Source organism: Nocardia sp. NPDC051833 (genome assembly GCF_040681225.1).
GTDB lineage: Bacteria > Actinomycetota > Actinomycetes > Mycobacteriales > Mycobacteriaceae > Nocardia.
Window position 1 is genome coordinate 3,390,724 of the sequence record NZ_JBFAYK010000001.1, and the last position, 20,173, is coordinate 3,410,896.

General features: G+C 70.1%; 21 protein-coding genes. 10 read left to right on the forward strand and 11 right to left on the reverse strand.

Annotated features, from left to right (window positions below; translation table 11 throughout):
* Window positions 1-90: 90 nt before the first annotated feature.
* On the forward strand, window positions 91-2,139 hold the full coding sequence (locus AB0L91_RS15470) for a neutral/alkaline ceramidase (RefSeq protein ID WP_365010379.1): 2,049 nt from the start codon (window positions 91-93) through the stop codon (window positions 2,137-2,139).
* On the opposite strand, the gene AB0L91_RS15475 is transcribed toward AB0L91_RS15470, so the two are convergent.
* Window positions 2,136-2,396: a DUF2530 domain-containing protein gene (locus AB0L91_RS15475; RefSeq protein ID WP_355271106.1), complete on the reverse strand. Its 261-nt coding sequence runs from the start codon at window positions 2,394-2,396 to the stop codon at window positions 2,136-2,138. The two genes, AB0L91_RS15470 and AB0L91_RS15475, sit on opposite strands and share 4 nt — an antisense overlap.
* Window positions 2,397-2,458: 62 nt before the next feature.
* On the opposite strand from AB0L91_RS15475, the gene AB0L91_RS15480 reads away from it, so the two are divergent.
* Window positions 2,459-2,896, forward strand: a complete 438-nt coding sequence (locus tag AB0L91_RS15480) for a MarR family transcriptional regulator (RefSeq protein ID WP_355271108.1) — start codon at window positions 2,459-2,461, stop codon at window positions 2,894-2,896.
* Here AB0L91_RS15480 and AB0L91_RS15485 read toward each other — a convergent pair whose 3' ends face one another.
* Window positions 2,897-3,289: a YccF domain-containing protein gene (locus AB0L91_RS15485; RefSeq protein ID WP_355271110.1), complete on the reverse strand. Its 393-nt coding sequence runs from the start codon at window positions 3,287-3,289 to the stop codon at window positions 2,897-2,899.
* Window positions 3,290-3,314: 25 nt separating this feature from the next.
* Here AB0L91_RS15485 and AB0L91_RS15490 point away from each other — a divergent pair, with 25 nt between their 5' ends.
* On the forward strand, window positions 3,315-4,118 hold the full coding sequence (locus AB0L91_RS15490) for an RNA methyltransferase (RefSeq protein ID WP_365010383.1): 804 nt from the start codon (window positions 3,315-3,317) through the stop codon (window positions 4,116-4,118).
* Window positions 4,115-4,414, forward strand: coding sequence for a DUF2537 domain-containing protein (locus tag AB0L91_RS15495; protein ID WP_365010385.1), 300 nt, complete (start codon window positions 4,115-4,117; stop codon window positions 4,412-4,414). Before AB0L91_RS15490 ends, AB0L91_RS15495 begins: the two co-directional genes overlap by 4 nt.
* Window positions 4,415-4,420: 6 nt before the next feature.
* On the opposite strand, the gene AB0L91_RS15500 is transcribed toward AB0L91_RS15495, so the two are convergent.
* The 3 genes from AB0L91_RS15500 to serC form a co-directional block, all read right to left on the reverse strand.
* A complete protein-coding gene (locus AB0L91_RS15500) occupies window positions 4,421-5,158 on the reverse strand; it encodes a hypothetical protein (RefSeq protein WP_365010387.1) in 738 nt (245 codons plus the stop codon).
* Between the two features lie 136 nt (window positions 5,159-5,294).
* On the reverse strand, window positions 5,295-6,305 hold the full coding sequence (sepH, locus tag AB0L91_RS15505) for a septation protein SepH (protein ID WP_365010389.1): 1,011 nt from the start codon (window positions 6,303-6,305) through the stop codon (window positions 5,295-5,297).
* Between the two features lie 314 nt (window positions 6,306-6,619).
* On the reverse strand, window positions 6,620-7,741 hold the full coding sequence (serC, locus tag AB0L91_RS15510) for a phosphoserine transaminase (RefSeq protein ID WP_218716903.1): 1,122 nt from the start codon (window positions 7,739-7,741) through the stop codon (window positions 6,620-6,622).
* 350 nt (window positions 7,742-8,091) lie between these two features.
* Here serC and AB0L91_RS15515 point away from each other — a divergent pair, with 350 nt between their 5' ends.
* Window positions 8,092-8,727 (forward strand): hypothetical protein, encoded by a 636-nt coding sequence (locus tag AB0L91_RS15515; RefSeq protein WP_365010392.1) that lies wholly within the window; start codon window positions 8,092-8,094, stop codon window positions 8,725-8,727.
* Window positions 8,728-8,762: 35 nt separating this feature from the next.
* Here AB0L91_RS15515 and AB0L91_RS15520 read toward each other — a convergent pair whose 3' ends face one another.
* Complete coding sequence (locus tag AB0L91_RS15520; protein WP_365010394.1) at window positions 8,763-9,695, reverse strand: polysaccharide deacetylase family protein; 933 nt, start codon at window positions 9,693-9,695, stop codon at window positions 8,763-8,765.
* Between the two features lie 205 nt (window positions 9,696-9,900).
* Window positions 9,901-11,022: a citrate synthase 2 gene (locus AB0L91_RS15525; RefSeq protein ID WP_030200564.1), complete on the reverse strand. Its 1,122-nt coding sequence runs from the start codon at window positions 11,020-11,022 to the stop codon at window positions 9,901-9,903.
* Window positions 11,023-11,150: 128 nt separating this feature from the next.
* Here AB0L91_RS15525 and pdxH point away from each other — a divergent pair, with 128 nt between their 5' ends.
* From pdxH to AB0L91_RS15545, 4 genes are all read left to right on the forward strand, one after another.
* Complete coding sequence (pdxH, locus tag AB0L91_RS15530; protein ID WP_365010396.1) at window positions 11,151-11,846, forward strand: pyridoxamine 5'-phosphate oxidase; 696 nt, start codon at window positions 11,151-11,153, stop codon at window positions 11,844-11,846.
* A gap of 68 nt (window positions 11,847-11,914) precedes the next feature.
* Complete coding sequence (locus AB0L91_RS15535) at window positions 11,915-13,198, forward strand: MFS transporter (RefSeq protein ID WP_365010398.1); 1,284 nt, start codon at window positions 11,915-11,917, stop codon at window positions 13,196-13,198.
* A gap of 271 nt (window positions 13,199-13,469) precedes the next feature.
* Window positions 13,470-14,783 (forward strand): citrate synthase, encoded by a 1,314-nt coding sequence (locus tag AB0L91_RS15540; RefSeq protein ID WP_218716908.1) that lies wholly within the window; start codon window positions 13,470-13,472, stop codon window positions 14,781-14,783.
* A 32-nt stretch (window positions 14,784-14,815) separates the two neighbouring features.
* A complete protein-coding gene (locus AB0L91_RS15545; protein ID WP_218716909.1) occupies window positions 14,816-15,175 on the forward strand; it encodes an FKBP-type peptidyl-prolyl cis-trans isomerase in 360 nt (119 codons plus the stop codon).
* A 68-nt stretch (window positions 15,176-15,243) separates the two neighbouring features.
* On the opposite strand, the gene AB0L91_RS15550 is transcribed toward AB0L91_RS15545, so the two are convergent.
* Together AB0L91_RS15550 and AB0L91_RS15555 are read right to left on the reverse strand one after the other, a co-directional pair.
* Window positions 15,244-15,822 (reverse strand): Uma2 family endonuclease, encoded by a 579-nt coding sequence (locus AB0L91_RS15550; RefSeq protein ID WP_365010402.1) that lies wholly within the window; start codon window positions 15,820-15,822, stop codon window positions 15,244-15,246.
* An 84-nt stretch (window positions 15,823-15,906) separates the two neighbouring features.
* Window positions 15,907-17,067, reverse strand: a complete 1,161-nt coding sequence (locus tag AB0L91_RS15555; RefSeq protein WP_365010404.1) for a hypothetical protein — start codon at window positions 17,065-17,067, stop codon at window positions 15,907-15,909.
* Between the two features lie 288 nt (window positions 17,068-17,355).
* Between AB0L91_RS15555 and AB0L91_RS15560 the strand changes: the two genes are divergently transcribed.
* Complete coding sequence (locus tag AB0L91_RS15560; RefSeq protein WP_357346380.1) at window positions 17,356-18,012, forward strand: hypothetical protein; 657 nt, start codon at window positions 17,356-17,358, stop codon at window positions 18,010-18,012.
* 78 nt (window positions 18,013-18,090) lie between these two features.
* Here AB0L91_RS15560 and AB0L91_RS15565 read toward each other — a convergent pair whose 3' ends face one another.
* Window positions 18,091-19,458, reverse strand: coding sequence for a HAMP domain-containing sensor histidine kinase (locus AB0L91_RS15565; protein WP_365010406.1), 1,368 nt, complete (start codon window positions 19,456-19,458; stop codon window positions 18,091-18,093).
* Window positions 19,455-20,159, reverse strand: a complete 705-nt coding sequence (locus tag AB0L91_RS15570) for a response regulator transcription factor (RefSeq protein WP_357346381.1) — start codon at window positions 20,157-20,159, stop codon at window positions 19,455-19,457. Before AB0L91_RS15570 ends, AB0L91_RS15565 begins: the two co-directional genes overlap by 4 nt.
* Window positions 20,160-20,173: the final 14 nt, after the last annotated feature.

Here is a 20,173-nt window from a genome sequence, read left to right on the forward strand (position 1 = left end):
CAGTCAATTCGCCGGTCCGCGAGAAAATCCTGGACATCTGACCAGTTGATGTGGTTGTCTCCGAATCGGAAGTTGCGAAGGAGTCGCCTGATGTCCGTGTCCCGCCGTACCGTCCTGGCCGCCTCGGCCCTGGGTGTGGCCGCTGTGCCCGCCGTCTCGGCCCTCACCGGTGCCGCGACCCCCGCCGCGCGCGCCGATCCGAAACCGGGCGGATTCGAATTCGGGCTCGGCATCGCCGATCTCACCGGCCCGGCCGCGGAATGCGGCATGATGGGCTACTCGCAACTCGATCAGGCGACCGCCGGAATTCATCTGCGGCCCCGGGCACGCGCGTTCGTGATCGGCGCCGACGGAAATCGCATCGCTTACGTCGCGGTGGAGAACGGCGCGGTGTTCGGCTCGGTACACGGCGGGGTACTGCTCGCCCTCGCGCAGCGTTTCGGTGACCGCTATACCGAGCGAAATGTGGTGCTCACCTCGACCCACACCCATGCAAGTTGTGGCGGCTCCGCGCACGACTACGCCTATACGCTGGCGACGCTGGGATTTCAGCAGCAGGTCTACGACGCCGAGGTGAACGGCATCGTCGAGGCGATCGTCGCCGCCGACGCCGATTTCGGACCGGGCGCCATCGCGCTGGGCCGGGCGACCCTGCACGACGCCAGCGTGAACCGGTCCCGCGTCGCCTTCGAGCGCAATCCCGAGGGCGATCGCGCGGTGTTCCCCGACGCCATCGACCCGGCCGTGACCACGCTGGTCTTCACCAGGGCGGGCCGCGAGGTCGGCGCGCTGACCTGGTTCGCCACCCACAACACCTCCATGACCAACGCCAACCGGCTGATCAGCTCGGACAACAAGGGCTACGCCAGCTTCGCCGCCGAACACATCGAGCACGGCGTGCGGCATCTCGACGGCGCGCCGTCCTACATCGCGGCGTTCGCGCAGACCAATGCCGGTGACATGTCGCCCAATCTGAATCTGCGCCCTGGCGACGGACCCACCACCGACGAGTTCGAGAACACCAGGATCCTCGGCGAGCGCCAGCACGACGCGTCGAGAGCGGCTGCCGCGCACGCGGTGTCGATGGCGGCCTCGGTCTCCGCGTCGCTGTGCTACATCGACCTGGCCGATATCGCGGTGGACGGTCGCTTCACCCCCGACGGGGCGCCGCGGCGCACTTCGGCTGCCGCCGCGGGTGTTTCGCTGGCCGCGGGCAGTGTGGAGGACGGGCCGGGCCTGCCCGGCGGGCCGATTCCCGAGGGCGTGCGCAATCCGATGGTCGACTTCCTCGGCGGGATCGATCATCCGCACCCGGCGTGGCTGGCGGACGCGCAGGCGCCCAAGGCGGTCGCGGTGCCGCTGGGTCTGCTCCCGCCGGTGGCCTGGGTGCCGAATGTGGTGCCGATCCAGCTGATCCGGATCGGCGGGCTCTATCTGGCCGCGGCGGGCGCTGAGTTCACCATCGTCGCCGGGTTGCGGGTGCGGCGGGCGGTGGCGGCGGTGCTCGGTGTCGATCCGGACCAGGTGCTGCTGCAGGGCTACGCGAACTCCTACCACGAGTACGTCACCACGCCGGAGGAGTACGACGCGCAGCAGTACGAGGGCGCCTCGACGCTGTTCGGCCGCTACACGCTGTGCGCGTATCAGCAGGAGTTCGCCCGGCTGGCCGCCGCGTTCGTCGCGGGCGGGGCGATCGGGCGCGGTCCGGCGCCGCGCGATGTCTCCGCGCTCCAGCCGAACTTCGCCACCGTCCCCGGCCCGGACGCGACCCCGCAGGGCCGCGGCTTCGGCGACGTCCTGGTGCAGCCGCCCGCGCGGTGCGCGCCCGGCGAGCGGGTGGCGGTCGAATTCGTCTCGGCCCATCCGAAACACAACCCGCGACGCGGTGACACCTTCCTCGAGGTGCAGCGCCGCACCGGAGCGGGCGACTGGGCGCGGGTGGCCAACGAGGGCGAGTGGGACGTGCGATTCCACTGGCGCAAGGAGGGCGACGCGGTCTCCATCGCCAGGTTCACCTGGGACGTGCCCGCGACCGCCACGGGCGTGCACCGGTTCGTGCACTACGCCGACGCGCTGGGCGCCGACGGCGCGCTGCGTCCGGTCACCGGGACCAGCGCCGAATTCGAGGTGACCGGCTAGTCGGTCGACAGACCCACCTGCGCGCCCTTGTCGCCACGGCGGGCCGAGCGCAGTTGGGCCAGGTAGATCGAGACGCCGAGCACGCCGACCGCCAGCCCCATCAGGCACACCGGCCTGGCCTCTGACCAGGCCGGATTCAGCCACACCAGGGCGGTCGCGACGAGCCAGGCGACGAATCCGGCCACCACCACCGGACGCGGATCTACCAGACTTCGGGGCAGTTCGGGGACCGCCGAGCTGACGTGACCGTTATCCATACCCAAACAGTAGCCGCGTGAAACCCATCAGGTGGCGCGGACGTACCGTAGAGTTCTGCACTGTGACAACGCCATCGGACGTCCGTGCCCTGGCCGGTGATCTCTCACTGGCCGTCGTACGGCTCACGCGACATCTGCGCGGCCGCCGTGCCGACGCGCAGATCTCGCTCACCCAGCTGTCGGCTCTGGCGACGCTGGCGCGTGATGGTGCCATGACCCCCGGGGCGCTCGCGGGCAAGGAACGGGTGCAGCCGCCGTCGATGACCCGCGTCATCGCGTCGCTGTCGGACCTGGACCTGGTGCAGCGCCGTCCGCATCCGACCGACGGCAGGCAGATCATCGTCTCCCTGTCGCCAGCCGGGCGCGCGCTGGTGGCCGACGAGACCAGTGCCCGCGAGGCCTGGATGACCGATCAGCTCGCGCGCCTGGAGCCGGAGCAGATCGAGATCCTGGACCGGGCGGTCGAGATCATGAATCAGATCGTCGCCGAGTCCGAGTGATCAGCGCGCCTCGTCGGAGTCGACGACTTCGTGGCCCAGCGGGAACAGCGACAGCGGCACCAGCTTGAGGTTCGCCCAGGCGAAGGGCAGGCCGATGATCGTCACCGCCAGCGCGATGCTGGTCGCGATGTGACCGATCGCCAGCCACCAGCCCGCGAAGATGAACCAGATGATGTTGCCGATCAGCGAACCGGCGCCCGCGCCCGGTTTGTCGACCACGCTGCGCCCGAACGGCCACAGCACGTAACCGGCGATCCGCAGTGACGCGATACCGAAGGGGATGGTGATGATGAGGATGAAGCAGATCAGGGCGGCCAGCAGGTAGCCGAGGGCCATCCAGAAACCGCACAGCACCACCCACAGGATGTTCAAGATCAACTGCACGATCTTCATGCATCCATCATGCCAGGATTGTCCAGTGGCCGAAGTGATCGACATCGACGACCCCGCCGACCCGAGGGTCGACGACTTCCGTGACCTGTCCTCCGCCGACCGCAGGCCCGACCTGCCGGGGCGCAAGGGCCTGGTCATCGCCGAGGGTGTCGTTGTCGTGCAGCGGATGCTCGCCTCCCGGTTCACCCCCAGCGCGCTGCTCGGCGTCGGGAAACGCTACGAGGCGCTGGCCGAGGACCTGGCGGGCCGCGACCTCCCGTATTACCGGGCCAGTGCCGAGGTGATGGCCGAGGTGGTCGGCTTCCACCTCAACCGGGGCGTGCTCGCGGTGGCACCGCGACCTGCCGAGCTGTCGGTCGACGACGTGCTCGACGGCGCCCGCACGGTGGCGGTGCTCGAGGGCGTCAACGATCACGAGAACCTGGGCTCGATGTTCCGCAACGCGGCCGGGCTCGGCGCGGACGCGGTGCTCTTCGGCGACCGCTGCGCCGATCCGCTGTACCGGCGCGCGGTCCGCGTCTCGATGGGGCACGTGCTGCGGGTGCCCTTCGCGCAGCTGCCGACCTGGCCGGGCGGGCTGGAGCTGGTGCGCGAGCGTGGCTTCCAGATCATCGCGCTGACGCCGAACCCGGCGGCGGTGAACCTGGCGACGGCGATGACGGGGAAGCGGGTCGCGCTGCTGCTCGGCGCGGAGGGCCCCGGCCTGACCGAAGAAGCCATGCGCGCCACCGATGTTCGCGCGCGAATTCCGATGTCGCCGGGCACCGATTCGCTCAATGTCGCGACCGCGGCGGCGATGGCCTTCTACGAGCGGGTGCGAAAATCGTGAAGCAGGAACCGGACGGTCCCTATCGCGCGCAACCGGATTCGGTGCCGTGGGCCGCGGGCGTCACGGTGGTGGTGCTGGTCGCGGTGCTGAGTGCGGTGGCGGTGTACGCGTTCGGCGCCGCGCTGGCGACCGTCCACTGGCTGCTCGCGGTGGCGGTGAACGTGGTCGCCGCGATCGGGGTGGCGCCGACCGCGTGGCGCTGGCGGTTCACGCCGGTGGTGCGGTGGGTGCTGGCCGGCGCGGCGCTCGGGGTGGTGCTGGGCTGGCTGACGTTGGTCGGCGAACAGCTCGGCTGAACCGGCTCACAGCACCCGGTCGGTCCGGTGCAGCCAGCCGAACAGGCCGCGCTTGCGCCGGGTGGCCGCACCGGGGCTGGCCGTCTGCAGCTGTGGTGGCTGCGGTGCCTGACCCTTCGGGTACAGGGTGAAGCCGCAGACCGCCAGGTCGCCGGGGATCACCCCGCCCGGCTCGGCCGGGGTGCGGTAGCGGAAGCCGAGCCATTCGTCGTTGGCGGCGTCGGCGAAGCCGGGCGGATCGAAGGGCAGCGACTGCGGTCCGGGATGGTCGGCCGCCTGCCACGGCACCGGATGGTCACCGGCCCAGAACGGCCGCTCCCACACCATCGGCAGCCCCTCGTTCTCCAGGATGTCGACCCGGGTGGAACTGAACGAGCGCCGGAACTCCCCGCGCTCCCAGTGCGCGAACGCGCCCCAGTGCAGCTTGGCGTCGAAGGAGACCAGGTAGGTGTGCTCCGAGGCGAGCGGGCGCACCAGCAGATCCGGCAGCTTCGTCGGCCGCACCAGTGCCGCCTCGGCCGTGCACACGACCGTCAGCCCCGGATAGCACCCGATGTAGACCTCGTCCCGATCCGGCGCGGCGCACCCGTTCAGCGTCCCGATCATGATCGGCCGCACATCGTGCTCGGCGTACAACTGCCCGGCCAGCGCCGCGGCGGCCGCCGGGTCGGGCTCGGGCCGCTCCCGCAGCACGGCCACGGGATCCGGCGTGTCGACATACCAGAGCGTGGAAGCGGAAAGCACCGGCAACCACCTCCCACCTCGACCGAATCACCAGCTCACGCAAGAACATGGATAACTCACCGGGAGCGGGCCACCTCGACCCCACCGACGAACCCCGACCCCGCACCGCAGCCCGGCCGAAACCCCGGGGCGGCGGTCAGTGTCCGGAGCTGCGGACGCCGAGGAGGACGTCCTCCCAGGACGGCATCGGCGCCTTGCCGCGCTTGGCCCGTGCGGGCTTGGCGGCGGGCTTCTCCGGAGTCGCCGGCTTCTCCGGAGCGGGCTCCTTCGCCACCGGCTCCTTGTCCGGCTGCGCTACCGGCTGCGCTACCGGCTGCGCCGGCGTCGCCGGGATCGGCGCCGCGGGGACCGGGGCGGCCGGAATCGCCGCCGCGCCACCACCGGCGGCGACCGCGCGCTGCTCGTAGTACTCGTCCAGCGTCGGCTGGGCGGGCCGGGCCGTCGGACGCGCGGTCGGGGCGACCTGCTCGCGCGGGCGCGGCTCGACCGGGGTCGGCGGCTCCACGATCGGCGGAGCCTTCTCCACCGGGGTGGGCAGGATGGTGGCCAGCCCGCGCAGCGCGCGCCCGAAATCGGGATCGATCAGGTCGTTGGCCGGGTCGTCGAGCGGGGAGACCGAGCCGCCGTGCGCGTCCGGCTGGTAGCGCCAGTGCGCGGCGATCTCGGAGTGTCCGTGCCGCCACTGCAATTGGGCGACCCAGAATCCCTTTTCGTCTTTCCAGGCGTCCCATTCGGCCTGTTCGATGGTGTGACCGCGTTCGGCGAAGGCCGCGGTGACGATCTCGTGCAGCGTTTCCAGCGCGGGACCGTCCGGGCGTACCGGATGCGCTTTCTGCGCCAGTTCGGCGGCGCGGGCGCGCTCCAGCAACACCGGGTAGGCGAAACGTTCGACTTTGGTGGCCGGCATCCCGGACTCCGCCGTGACCTGCTCGACGGACGCACCGGCTCGAATACGGGCCTGGATATCGCGAGGACGCATAGACGCTTCCGTTTCGATCTCGATCTGGCCGAATCGTGCGAGGTCGCCGCGCGCCGCCGCGCGGAGCTTGTCGTCGGCGGGCAACCGGAACTTGGTGCCGGACTCGGTGTCACTGCACACGATGTGCGTGGAGTCGGGCGTCACCCCGATCACTCGAAGTTCACGCACCGTTACCTCCCTATCGCGTCGGCTACGACACCGCCCACTTTCCTAGACAGTAGTGCACATTACTTGCCCGCGGCAGCAGACACGCACGACCGAAATCGCGCACCGGGACCCCAGGTCCCGCTAATCTGATCGGCTCACCATACGAATCCTGGTCGTGTGCAGGGAGTTTGGTGATAGATCAACATCAAATACCGGCTCGCGGCGGTGTGCTCGAATGCAAATGTTGCGAACCCCTGGAGAACCCGACGCAAAGGGCCGGTGCCCGATGAACCGGAAAATGTTCATCGGGCACCGGCCCTGATTGCGGTCTTATCTCAGAGCTGACCGACGACCCAGTCGATCGAGCGGGTCAGCTGCGAAACGTCTTCCGGATCGATCGCCGGGAACATACCGACGCGGAGCTGGTTACGGCCCAGCTTCCGGTACGGCTCGGTGTCGACGATGCCGTTGGCCCGCAGGATCTTCGCGACCTGGGCGGCGTCGACCGCGTCGTCGAAGTCGATGGTGCCGACGACCTGCGAACGGTGCGCCGGATCGGTGACGTACGGGGTGGCGAAGGAGCTCGACTCGGCCCACGAGTACAGGCGCGAGGACGAGTCCAGGGTGCGCTTGACGGTCCAGTCCAGGCCGCCGTTGGCGTTCATCCACTCGATCTGGTCGGCGAACAGCAGCAGGGTGGCCAGCGCGGGGGTGTTGTAGGTCTGGTCCTTGGTGGAGTTGTCGATGGCGATCGGCAGCGACAGGAACTCCGGGGTCCAGCGGCCCGAGGCCTTGATCTCCTCGACGCGGGCCAGCGCGGCCGGGCTCATGATCGCGATCCACAGGCCACCGTCGGCGGCGAAGCACTTCTGCGGGGCGAAGTAGTACACGTCGGAGTCGGCGATGTTCACCGGCAGGCCGCCCGCGCCGGAGGTGGCGTCGATGGCGATCAGGGCGTTCTCCGAACCGGCCGGACGCGAGACCGGGATGGACACACCGGTCGAGGTCTCGTTGTGCGCCCAGCCGATGAGGTCGACCGAGGGGTCGGAGACGGGCTCGGGCGCGCTGCCCGGCTCCGACGAGACGACGATCGGGTCACCGATGAACGGGTTGCCCTTGGCGACCGAGGCGAACTTCGAGGAGAACTCGCCGTTGGTCAGGTGCAGCGAGCGCTCGCGGATCAGGCCGAAGGCGGCGGCGTCCCAGAACGCGGTGGTGCCACCGTTGCCGAGCACCACTTCGTAGCCCTCGGGCAGGGAGAACAGCTCACGCAGGCCGTTGCGCACCCGCGCCACGACGTCCTTGACCGGCTTCTGGCGATGCGAGGTGCCGAACACCGAGGCGCCGACAGTCACCAGGGACTGCAGCTGCTCCGGGCGGACCTTGGACGGGCCGCAGCCGAACCGTCCGTCGGCGGGCTTGAGGTCGGCGGGAATGGTCGGGAACGCACTGGTCATGGGGGCGAGTTTAGTGGTCCGCCGATGGTCGAACGCGCACGGGGGCGAGGTCACGGAGCGGCTGTGAGGCGGCCCACTCGTGCGCGCGGTCGGTTGGACGCTTGCTCAGGATGTGTGGGTCGGAAGCCGGCCGAGTCGGCGGTCGCGTGGTCGCCGAGGCGCTGGCCCGGGATCGGGCGCCCGGCGATCGTCGCCACCGGGTAGCCGCCGTCCGCTCGGGCGGATGCGCCGGATCGCCGGGTCGGCGGCATCGGGACCGCGCGCGGTTCGCGCCTTGATCGCGACTGTAGGTGCGGGCGGGTGCGGGGAATTTGCCCCTGTCGGAAGGTGGTTCGCATTACGCTTTCGCTATGAGCCTCGCCGTGGCCGACTCGGGTCGGACCCTGTTCGACCGGTTTGCCTGGGCGTTCGGGCGGCGGCCGGGATTGCTGGCGGAGAGTTCCCGGCGGGAACTGCTGATCAGGGGGTTGCCCGCGACCGCCACCGTGCTGTCGGTACGGTCCCGGCGCGGGGAGGGCGGCTACCGGATCTCGGTGCGGGTGCAGCTGCCCGGCGAGCTGGCCTACGACGCGCGGGTGCGGCAGCGGGTCCGTAGCCAGGACCTGGAATGGATGCAGCCCGGCGACGCCGTCGGCTGCCGGGTCGATCCGGGTGATCGCGAACGCGTGGTGCTGTTCATCCCCGAGGTGCCACAGTCGGGCCGCAGCGCGGCCGCCAAGATCCTGGCCAACGGGCGTCGCGCCGAGGCCACGGTCCTCGCCGTCGCCCCCATCGCCGCCGACTACACCGGCCGCGACGACCCGGTCCTGCGCCTCGACCTGGAGCTGCGCGCCTGGGACGAGCCGACCCCGTGGCGGGTCCGCCTGATCCAGCCGGTGCCCCTGGCCGCGGTCGGCCTCATCGAGCTCGGCACCCGGCTCGACGCCGCCTTCTTCACCGTCGATCGCGGCGCCTCCGTCGCCATCGACTTCACCAGCCTGGCCTGATCACAGCCTGATCGGCCGCCGCGCCCCGAGCGCCACTACAGGTGGACGAAGGTGAACCCGGACGCGCGCAGTGCCGGAATCGCGGCGGCCATCCCCGCCGCCGTGCCCGACTTCGGCCGGTGCATGTGGGCCAGCACGATGCCGCCGGGCGCGGCCGCGCTCATCGCGCGCTGGACCTGGGTGGCTGACGCGGTGGCGCCGAAGTCGGCGTTGACCGTGAACCCGAGCGGGATCTCGCCCAGCTCGTTGACGATGGCGACCGCGACGTCGTCGTAGTGGGCGGTTCCGGCGCGGAAGAACCGCGGCGCCCGGCCGGTCAGCTCGAGCAGGCGTTCGTGATTGGCCCACACCTCGTGCACCGCCTCCTCCGCTGACGCGGTGCCCGCGATGTTGTAGGCGGCCCGCCCGGTCACCGAGAGCGGCTTGTGCGCGACGCCGTGACTCGCCAGCTCGAACAGCGGGTTCGCGGCCAGCCGCTGGACCCGGCCGGGATCGGCGTCGACCCAGCGCTTGTTGAGGAACAGCGTCGCCGGAACCCGCTCGGCGACCAGTAGGTCGATCAGCGCCTGATCGATCTCGCCGTTGCCCGGCCCGCCGCAGGCGTCGAAGGTGAGCGCCAGCTGCTTGCCCGCGGCCGGGAAACCACTGGTGATGCCAGGCAGATCGACACCCCACGCGTGTGGCCGCGTACCCGCGTGCCGGGCGGCGACCGCGGCGGGGGAGACCGCGGGCGGCGCGGCGACGGTGGAGATCGGTCGCGCGGAAGCTGGCGCGGCGCCGGATGGCCCACCTGTGATCGGCGCGGCGCCGGGTGGCCCGCCGGCGAGCGGCGTGGCACTCGACGACCCGGGGGTCACCTCGGGCGCGGCCGAATCACCCTGCGCGGCAGCACAGCCGGTGATCACACTCGCCGCCAGCGCGGCACCCGCGCCGAAAAGCCCACGCCGGGACAGACCCTCGTTCCGCACCGCCCACCCTTATCGTTCAGGTCGGCTGAACACTACCTCCGCCGAGCACATCCACCAGGCCGAACAGGCCGTCTACCTGCCGTGTTCCGCGAGCAGATCATGTCGGCACCGAGTTGCGCGGCGACGAACAGTCGCTGAACAGCGAACGACCGGGCGTCGGCGGCCGGGGAGGCCGTCGACGCCCGGTCGGGCGATGCGGGGTGGGTCAGCCGGCGATGGTGGACCAGCCGGCGACTTCCTCGGGGGTGCGGGGGCCGGGGCCGGTGTAGATGGCGGCCGGGCGGACGAGCTTGCCCAGCTGCTTCTGCTCCAGGATGTGCGCGCACCAGCCCGCGGTCCGGCCGCAGGTGAACATGGCGGGCATCATGTGCGCGGGGACCTCGGCGAAGTCCAGGATCACCGCGGCCCAGAACTCGACATTGGTCTCGATGGCACGGTCGGGACGACGCTCGCGCAGCTCGGCCAGGGCGGCCTGTTCCAGCGCGGCGGCGACCTCGAAGCGCGGGGCGTCGAGGCGCTTGGCGGTGGCGCGCAGCACGCGGGCGCGCGGGTCCTCGGCCCGGTACACCCGGTGGCCGAAGCCCATCAGCTTCTCCTTGCGGTCGAGGATGCCCTTGACCAGCGCGCGGGCATCGCCGCTCTGCTCGACGGCCTCGATCATCGGGAGCACGCGGGCGGGGGCGCCGCCGTGCAGCGGGCCGGACATGGCGCCGATCGCGCCCGACAGCGACGCCGCCACGTCGGCGCCGGTGGAGGCGATGACGCGGGCGGTGAAGGTGGAGGCGTTCATGCCGTGCTCGGCCGCCGACACCCAGTAGGCGTCGATCGCCTCGGTGTGGCGCGGGTCCGGGTCACCCTTCCAGCGGGTCATGAACCGCTCGGTGACCGTGGTGCACTCGTCGATCTTGCGCTGCGGAACGGCGGGCTGGTAGATGCCGCGGGCGGACTGCGCCACGTAGGACAGCGCCATCACCGAGGCGCGGGCCAGGTTCTCCCGGGCGGTCTCGTCGTCGATGTCGAGCAGCGGCTCGTAGCCCCAGATCGGGGCGAGCATGGCCAGGCCGGCCTGTACGTCGACGCGTACGTCACCGGTGTGCACCGGCAGCGGGAACGGCTCGGCGGGCGGGAGGCCGCGGCCGAACTGGCCGTCGACCAGCAGGGCCCACACGTCGCCGAAGGTGACCCGGTTGGCGACCAGATCCTCGATGTCGACGCCGCGATAACGTAGCGCGCCACCATCCTTGTCCGGCTCGGCGATGTCGGTGGTGAAGGCCACCACGCCTTCCAATCCGCTGACGAAATCCTGTGGTACCGAGCTGGTAGTCATGGTGACTCTCCTTGCAGGGGCATGCCGATCTTTCTGAACCATAGCCCTGGGGATACCGGGTAGTAACGTCGCCCCTGGCCTGACCTCGACCCCTTCCCGGCCGACGTCCCGGCGTACCGTCTGTCCCCATGGTTGACCAGGAACCCGCGACCGCGGCAGACCTCGCCGCGATGCGCGTCGACTACGGCGACCCGCTGTCGGTGCCCGAGGAGACCGACCTCGACGAGACCTGGGTGGCCGGCGGCTGGGAACCGTTGCTGCGCCGCTGGATCGAGCAGGCGCGCGGCCTGGGCATCGCCGAATCCAACGCGATGGTGCTCGCCACCGTGTCGCTCACCGGCCCTGCCCCGCGCCCGGTCGCGCGCACCGTGCTGTGCAAGGGCCTCGCGCCCGAAGGCATCACCTTCTACACCAACTACGACTCGGCCAAGGGCAACCAGCTCGCCGCCGACCCGTACGCCGCCGCGACCTTCGTCTGGCCGGCGCTGGCTCGGCAGGTCCACCTGCGCGGGATCACCGAGCGGGTGTCGCCCGAGGTGACCGCGGCCTACTGGCAGACCCGCCCGCGCGACTCGCGCCTGGGCGCCTGGGCCTCGCGGCAGTCGCGGCCCGCGGCCTCGCGCGCCGAGGTGGACCGGTCGCTGGCCGAGGCCACCGCCCGCTTCGCCGACGTCGACGACATCCCGGTGCCGCCGTTCTGGGGCGGCTACCTGCTGCGGCCCGACGAGGTGGAGTTCTGGCAGGGCAGGCGCGGCAGGCTGCACAACCGGATCGTCCTGCGGATCGGCGACGCAGGCACAACCGTGGAACGTTTGCAGCCCTAACGAGCGGTGGGCTATGTCACCGAGCGCATCCGTTCTCGGATCGCCCGGCAGTGGCTAATCTGCGGCGAGTGAGACTGCTCGCCGACACCGAACCCCTGCGTCACCCCGACTACCGCAGGCTCTGGACGACCAACATCGTCACCGTCATCGGCGCGCAGCTCTCGGTGGTCGCGGTTCCGCAGCAGATCTTCCAGATCACCGGCAGCTCCGGGTACGTCGGCCTGGCTGGCCTGTTCGGCCTGATCCCGCTGATCGTGTTCGGCCTGTGGGGCGGCGCGCTGGCCGACGTGATGGACCGGCGCACGCTGCTGATCATCACCACCGCGGGCACCGGCGTGACGGCGGTGGCGTTCTGGGTGCAGGCCGCGCTCGGGACGAACAACGTGTGGCTGGTGCTCGGCCTGTTCGCCGCCCAGCAGGCGTTCTTCGCGGTCAACCAGCCCACCCGCAGCGCGGCCATCGCGCGGCTGCTGCCGCCCGAGCAGATCGCCGCGGCCAGTTCGCTGAGCATGACGGTGCAGAACGTGGGCATGATCGCGGGCCCGGTGCTGGCCGGTCTGCTCATCCCGGTGCTCGGCCTGCCGACGCTGTACCTGATCGACGCGATCGCCCTGCTCGCGACGGTGTGGGCGGTGTGGAAACTGCCCGCCTTCCCGCCGACCGGCGATCAGCGCCGGGCCGGGCTGCGCGCCGTCATCGACGGTTTCCGCTACCTGACCGGGCAGCGCATTCTGCTCGCCTCGTTCGTCGTCGACATCATCGCCATGGTGTTCGGCATGCCGCGCGCGCTGTTCCCGCAGATCGCGCACGAGACCTTCCACGACCCGGCCGAGGGCGGCGTCGCGCTCGGCCTGCTGTTCGCGGCCATCTCCGCGGGCGCGGTGCTGGGCGGGGTGTTCTCCGGCTGGGTGCCGCGGATCCGCAGGCAGGGCCTGGCGGTGATCGTCTGCATCGTGATCTGGGGCGTGGCGATGATCGGGTTCGGCCTGGCGGTGGGGCTGGCGGGGCACCTGTTCGGGCTCGGCGTGTGGCTGTGGATCGCGGTGGCCTTCCTGGCCCTCGGCGGCGCGGTCGACATGATCTCGGCGGCGCTGCGCACGGCGATGTTGCTCAACGTCTCCACCGACGAGATGCGCGGCCGCCTGCAGGGCGTGTTCATCGTGGTTGTCGCAGGTGGGCCACGGATCGGTGATGTTGCCCACGGTTTCGCCGCGGCGAGCCTGGGTACCGCTGTAGCTGCCGCGGGTGGCGGTGTCCTGGTCGTCATCGGGGTGGTGCTGGCGGCATTGGCCTTCCCCGCCTTCGTCCGCTACCGGGTGACCCGCGCGCACTCCGATTCTCTGGTCAATTGAGCTGTGCGAGAAGGGAATACATGGTTTTCGCCGATCCGCGCCGACCGGGTTCCGCCGCCCTGCGCGGAGCCGGTCCGTGACGTCGGTGAACAGGGGATCGGCGCAGGTCGGCACCTGTGCGCCGACCTCACCGCCGATCGGCTCCGGTGTGAGAACGGCGCAGGACAACCCTGATTGCTCGTCTCGACCGAACAACAGCTAGCGTTAGCGCAAGTGCACCGCGTGCCGACCGCACCGGTGCCTACGGTTCTAGCCTGAGAGGGATCCTTCCGTGCCCGCTGAGAACATCACCAACGTCGCCGATGACGCCAAGGCGGTACTGCAGTACCCCGGAGGCGAGTTCCCGATCTCGGTCACCAAGGCCGCAGAGGGCAACGACGGACTCGACTTGGGCAAGCTGCTGGCCAGCACCGGTTACGTCACCTACGACCCCGGTTTCATGAACACCGCGTCGACCAAGTCGGCCATCACCTACATCGACGGTGAAGCGGGCATCCTGCGCTACCGCGGCTACCCGATCGACCAGCTGGCGGGCCGCTCGACCTTCATCGAGGTCAGCTACCTGCTCATCTACGGCGAGCTGCCGACCCAGGCCCAGCTCGACGACTTCACCGATCGCATCCGCCGCCACACCCTGCTGCACGAGGACCTGAAGCGGTTCTTCGACGGCTTCCCGCGCAACGCGCACCCGATGCCGGTGCTGTCGTCCGCGGTGAACGCGCTGTCGGCGTACTACCAGGACTCGCTGGACCCGCGCGACCCCGAGCAGGTCGAGCTGTCCACCATCCGCCTGCTGGCCAAGCTGCCCACCATCGCGGCCTACTCGTACAAGAAGTCGGTCGGTCAGCCGTTCCTCTACCCGGACAACTCGCTGTCGCTGGTGGAGAACTTCCTGCGGATGACCTTCGGCTTCCCGGCCGAGCCCTACGAGGTCGACCCGGAGATCGCCGCCGCGCTCGACATGCTGCTGATCCTGCACGCCGACCACGAGCAGAACTGCTCCACCTCGACCGTGCGCCTCGTCGGCTCCTCCGACGCCAACCTGTTCACCTCGGTGTCCGGTGGCATCAACGCGCTGTGGGGCCCGCTGCACGGCGGCGCCAACCAGGCCGTGCTCGAGATGCTCGACGAGATCAAGGCCAACGGCGGTGACGTCAAGGAGTTCATCCGCAAGGTCAAGAACAAGGAAGACGGCGTGAAGCTCATGGGCTTCGGGCACCGCGTCTACCGCAACTACGACCCGCGCGCCACCCTGGTCAAGCAGGCCGCCGACAAGATCCTGTCGAAGATCGGTGGCGACGACCAGCTGCTCGATATCGCCAAGCAGCTCGAAGAGGCCGCCCTCACCGACGACTACTTCGTCTCGCGTCGGCTGTACCCGAACGTCGACTTCTACACCGGCGTCATCTACCGGGCCATGGGCTTCCCGACCCGCATGTTCACCGTGCTCTTCGCCATGGGCCGCCTGCCCGGCTGGATCGCCCACTGGCGCGAGATGCACTCCGAGCCGCTCAAGATCGGCCGCCCGCGCCAGATCTACACCGGTTACGGTGAGCGTGACTACCGCGATATCGCTGGTCGTTAGTCCGAACCGAAACTATCGAAGGGGATAGCCGAATGACCAAGCCGGAGATCGAATTCCAGGAGGGCCCCGCGCCCACCGAGCTCGTGATCAAGGACCTCGTCGAGGGCGAAGGCAAGGAAGCGGTGCCCGGTGGCACCGTCGAGGTGCACTACGTCGGCGTCGAGTTCGACAGCGGCGAGCAGTTCGACTCTTCGTGGGACCGCGGCGAGTCCATCACCTTCCCGCTGCGCGGCCTGATCCAGGGCTGGCAGGAAGGCATTCCCGGCATGAAGGTCGGCGGCCGCCGCCAGCTGACCATCCCGCCGGAGCTCGCCTACGGCCCCGCCGGCGCGGGCCACCACCTCTCCGGCAAGACCCTGGTCTTCGTGATCGACCTGCTCAACGCGAACTGACCAGCCGAACGCCACTGTGGCCGGGTTCCATCAGGAACCCGGCCACAGTCGTCTGTGCGTAGGTGCCCTCAGCGGGTGAGGTCGGCCATCGGTATTTCGCCGACGACGACGTGACTGAGCGCGACGATGCCGCGATGGATCTGGTGCAGTCGGTATTCCCTGGCATGCGCGTCGAGGCGGAACTCGAGCACCTCCTCGATCCCGAACTTGGCGTCCAGCATGACCACGAGATAGAGCGGTATCCCGACCCGCGCGTACTGTGCCTTCTTGTCCAACAGGTCCTCGGCCGCGGTCGACGGCGATGACACCTCCACGACAATCAACGCGTCGGTGGCCTCGGGTTTCGCTCCCGGCCTGTCCAGGCAGCGGTAGAGCACCACGTCGGGGCGCCGGAAGGTGAACTTCGGAACGCGCCATAGCACCACGTCGATGTCGGTGTCGACCCGGATGCACGGCTCGGTGCTTGGCAGCCGCTCCATCGCGTCGGCCAGGCGCCGGGCGATGCGATTGTGTTCCGGCGTCGGCGATTCGCACACGATGACGTGCCCGTGGACCACTTCGATCTCGCGCGCCGCGGCCTCCGGCAGCCGGAGGTATTCCTCCTCGGTCATCAGATGAGGGAGCGAATCCGTGGGCTGGATCGTCATGCCGGTGAGCATACCGCCCGGTCGTCGGCGACCCTGTGGCCTGGAAGAACCCTTCTCGACGAGAGGGATCGCGATGTCCGGGGTCTACTCGTGGACGACTTCGACCGGGTCGGTGAGGGCGAGGGCGAGGGCGGAGTTCTGGGTGGGGCTGCGGGTGGGGAGGGCTTCGATGGCCTTGCCGGTCTGGGTGTTGAGGTTGCCGACGATGGTTTGGAGGGCGCCGACTCCGGTGGTCATCTGTTCGATGGCGGAGGTGATCTGGGTGCCGCCCTGTTCGGCGAGGGCGGGCAGGCCCTCGGCGAGTTCGGCGCCCTGGGTGAGCTGGGTGCGGGCGCTGTCGAGCCGGGTGACGACGGTGCGCAGCAGGGTGCCGAGGTCGGTGTTCGGGTCGACGGCGGCGCCGGTCAGGTCGGCCAGGCCGGTCAGCTGGGCGCCCGCCTGACTCGAGATGCCGCGCAGCGCTTCGAGTTTGGTGATGATGTCGGCCAGCTGGGGATCGGTGGCGAACGGCAGGGCGCGCAGCAGCGGCAGGATCTGGTCCAGGCCGGTGGACAGCGCGGTGGCGCTGCGCTCCACGCCGGCGATGGTGACGCCCGTGGCGCCGAGGGCGTCGGCGAGCTGATTCGCCTGCTTCGTCGCGCCGTCGACGGTCTGGTTCAGCAGCGCGATGGCCGAGGTGAGTTCGCCCGCACCCTGTTTCGCGAAGTCGAGGAAACCGAGCATCTCCTGCGCGCCGCCGCTGAACTGAGCGGCCCCGTCGGCGGCCGCGTTGACACCGGCGTTGAGCAACTGGGCGGTGAACTGCACCGAGGTCATCTGATTGCGGGCCTGCGCGACCGCGGCGAGCGCGGCGTCGACCCCGGAGGCGCCGATCCGGTGGGTCACGGCGGCGACCGCGCCGTTCACCACCTTCTCGTCCGCGCCGTCGTGCGCGGTGACGGTGACCTTGGCGCGCTTGGGTTCCGGCGTGGCCAACGTCGCCATCGATGCGGTGAGATCGGCGGGCAGGGTGATCACCGCGGCGTAGTCGGCGGCGTCGATCTCGCCCGGCTTCGCCACCGTCCACTCGTAGCCGCCCGCGTCCTGCACGGCCTTGGCGACGCGCTCCCCGGTCGGCCCGGTATCGGCGTTGACGAGCGCGAACCCCGTCGGGGCGTCCGACGTGCCTGCGCACGCCGCGATACCACCACCCGCCAGCGCGACAGCAGCGACGAGACAGACCAACCTGGTGCGTTTTCCGATCACGCCGCCGACGGTATCGAGCGAGTTCGCGCCGGGTCGTGGGAGATGTCTGAGAGTTCGGTGAGGACAGCGGCGTCGGTGATAGCCGACCGTGTGCCGGAACCGCCTCCCGCGCGGGCGATTCCCGCTCATCGGGACTCCAAACCGCACCGGAATATGTCGTACGTCACACTGCCTTCCATTGTTTCGCTGGGTCCGATACAAATCTCGAGTCAATCGAGATCGAGATTTCATCGATTCGTCCGGGGGGTTCGGGGATTCGCCGGGGGCATCGGGAGGGAGACATCGAACATGTTCCACCGCACCATCACCCGCGCGAGCCGGCGCGCCTTCGTCGCCGCGCTGCCGCTGGCCGTCGCCACGTCGCTGGTCACCGCGGGTGTCGCGGCCGCTGACGTCGACACCGAGCGTCAGGCGCAGATCGCCACCGGCCTGGCCAGCGCCGGTGCCGCCGACGGCGTCGACTTCCGCACCACCGTCTCGCCGGACCTGCGCACCATCTCCGCGAGCGTCGACAACGGCCGCTTCGTGATCACCCCCGACGCCGTCACCGTGGTCTCGGCCGCCGGTGTCACCGTCGGCGAGGTCCCGCTGAAGCTGAACACCGTCGACGGCAACGCGATCGCGATCGCCTCCGTGGTCTCCGCCGACGGCAAGACCGTGCAGATGGCGCCGCAGCTGTCCGCCGACACCAGCACCGAGCTGAAGGACATCGCCACCAACCCCGAGGCCGGCAACCACGACCCCGTCCAGAACGGTGCGGCCGCCGGTGCCACCATCGGCGCGCTGGCCGCGGCGATCATGTGCGTGCCCGCGCTGGCCGCGTTCATCATCGGCTACGTCTTCTGCGCCATCCCGTCGGTGATCTCCACCGCGCTGACCGGTGCCGTGATCGGCGCCGTCATCGGCCTGGTGATCCCGGAGTCGGTGCCGCAGGTGCTGCCCTGATCTCCGTGGGCGGCTGATCAATAGCTCCGCGGTAGCCCCGTCTTCGCGCATCGGCGCGGCGGCGGGGCTTTCGCGCGTCTAGGGCGCGTCGCGGATCGGCAGCTCGACAACCAGGCGAGCGCCACCGAGCGGACTGTCCTCGAAATAGGCGCGCCCGCCGTGCAACTGGGCCTGCTGGGCCACCAGGGCAAGGCCGAGGCCGGAACCGCCCTTGCTGGCATTGGTGCCGCGGGCGAACCGGGCGAAGACGGCGTCGCGCTCGGCGGGCGGCACGCCGGTGCCGTTGTCGTCGACGGCGATGACGATGCGCTCGCCGGGCGCGCGATGCGCCGAGACGACGGCGTGCGTGGCCCCACCGTGTTTGACGGAGTTGGTCAGCGCGTTGTCGATGGCGAGGCGCAGCCCGGCGGGCAGCCCGCGGGTCACGAGTTCGGCGTCGGTATCGATCCGGACCGAGAGGCCGGGGTTGTGTCGCATGGCGTCGTGGGCGGCCTGGTCGCACAGGTCGGCCACGTCGGTGGGGATGTGGTCGGCCTCGGCGGTGAGGTCGCCGCGGGCCAGGCGTTCCAGTGCGGTGAGGGTGGTCTCGATCCTGGTCTCGTTGCGGGCGAGGTCGTCGAGGATCTCGCGGCGCTGCTCGTCGGTGAGGTCGAGGGTGCGCAGCACCTCGAGGTCGGTGCGGATCGCGGTGAGCGGGGTGCGCAGCTCGTGGGCGGAGACGGCGGCGAAATCGCGCGCGGTCTCCAGCGCGGCGGCGGTCTCGGCCTGCGCCTCGTCGACGCGGGCCAGCATGGTGTTCACCGCGTCGGCCAGCTTCACCGCCTCGTCGACCCCGGACCCGTCGACCGGCTGGGCGGCGTGGTCCGGGTCGCCGAACGAACTGCGCGCCGAGACCTGCTTGGTCAGCTTCACGATCGGCCCGACCGCGCGCCCGGCCAGCAGCCAGCCCAGTGCCGCGGCCGCCGCCACCGCGATCGCGGCGCCCGCGAGCACCCAGCGCTGCTGATCGGCGGTGGCCTTGGCGGCCTCGGTGGTCGGGATGGCAAGCGAGACGGTGCGACCGGCGGGCTGGTTCTCGGTGGTGGTGAGTACCCGATAGGGCTGGTCGTTGACCTCGACGGTCTGCGAGCCCGGCGGTAGATCGGGCAGCTGGGTGGAGCTGGACGCGGTCACCTGGCCGTTGTCGCGCACGGTGAGCGCCATGGTGGTCTGCAGCCCGGTCAGGTTGACGAAGCCGGTGGCCAGCACCGGTTCGATCAGCACGATCCGCGAGGCGATCTCGAGCTGCTGGTCGGTCTGGGTCACATTGTTGCGTTCGATCGCTTGGAAACCCACGAACGCGGCGATCGAGACGATGACGACGGCGCCCGCCGCGGCCGCTCCCGCGACCCTGGTTCGCAGCGAAAACGATTGTCTCCGACGGCGTTTCGGCGGGGCCTCGATCATTTCGGTTCCCGGAGCACGAACCCTACGCCGCGAATCGTGTGCAAAATCCTTGGCGTGTCATCTATTTCGAGTTTGCGTCGCAAGTATCCGACGAACACGTCGACGACATTCGTATCGGCTATGAAATCGTAACCCCATACCAATTCCAGCAGCCGTTCGCGCGTCAACACCACACCCGCATTCCTGGCCAGGGTGGACAACAATTCGAATTCCCGTTTGGTGAGCTCGATTTCCTTGCCGTGCAGCAGCGCGCGGTATCCCGCCACGTCGAGCTGCAACGGGCCGACGGTGATCGCGCCGGGCGCGACCGGCTCCGGGGTGTCGGTGCGGCGGCGCAGCAGGGCCCGGATCCGGGCCACCAGCTCGGCCAGCTCGAACGGTTTCACCAGGTAGTCGTCGGCGCCGGACTCCAGGCCCGCGATCCGGTCGTCGACCGAGGCGCGGGCGCTGAGCACGCAGACCGGCACGTCGTTGCCCATCGCCCGCAGGGCCGTCACCACACCGGCGCCGTCGAGCACCGGCATGTTCATGTCGAGGACCACCGCGTCGGGCGCGTGCTCGGACACGGCGCGCAGGGCGGCCGCGCCGTCGCGCGCGACCAGCACCTGGAACCCGGACAGCCGCAGGCCACGTTCGACCGAGGCGAGGACGTCCTCGTCGTCGTCGACGACCAGGACAGTGGAGGCAGCACGATCGGTCACGCCGCAATCCTAGG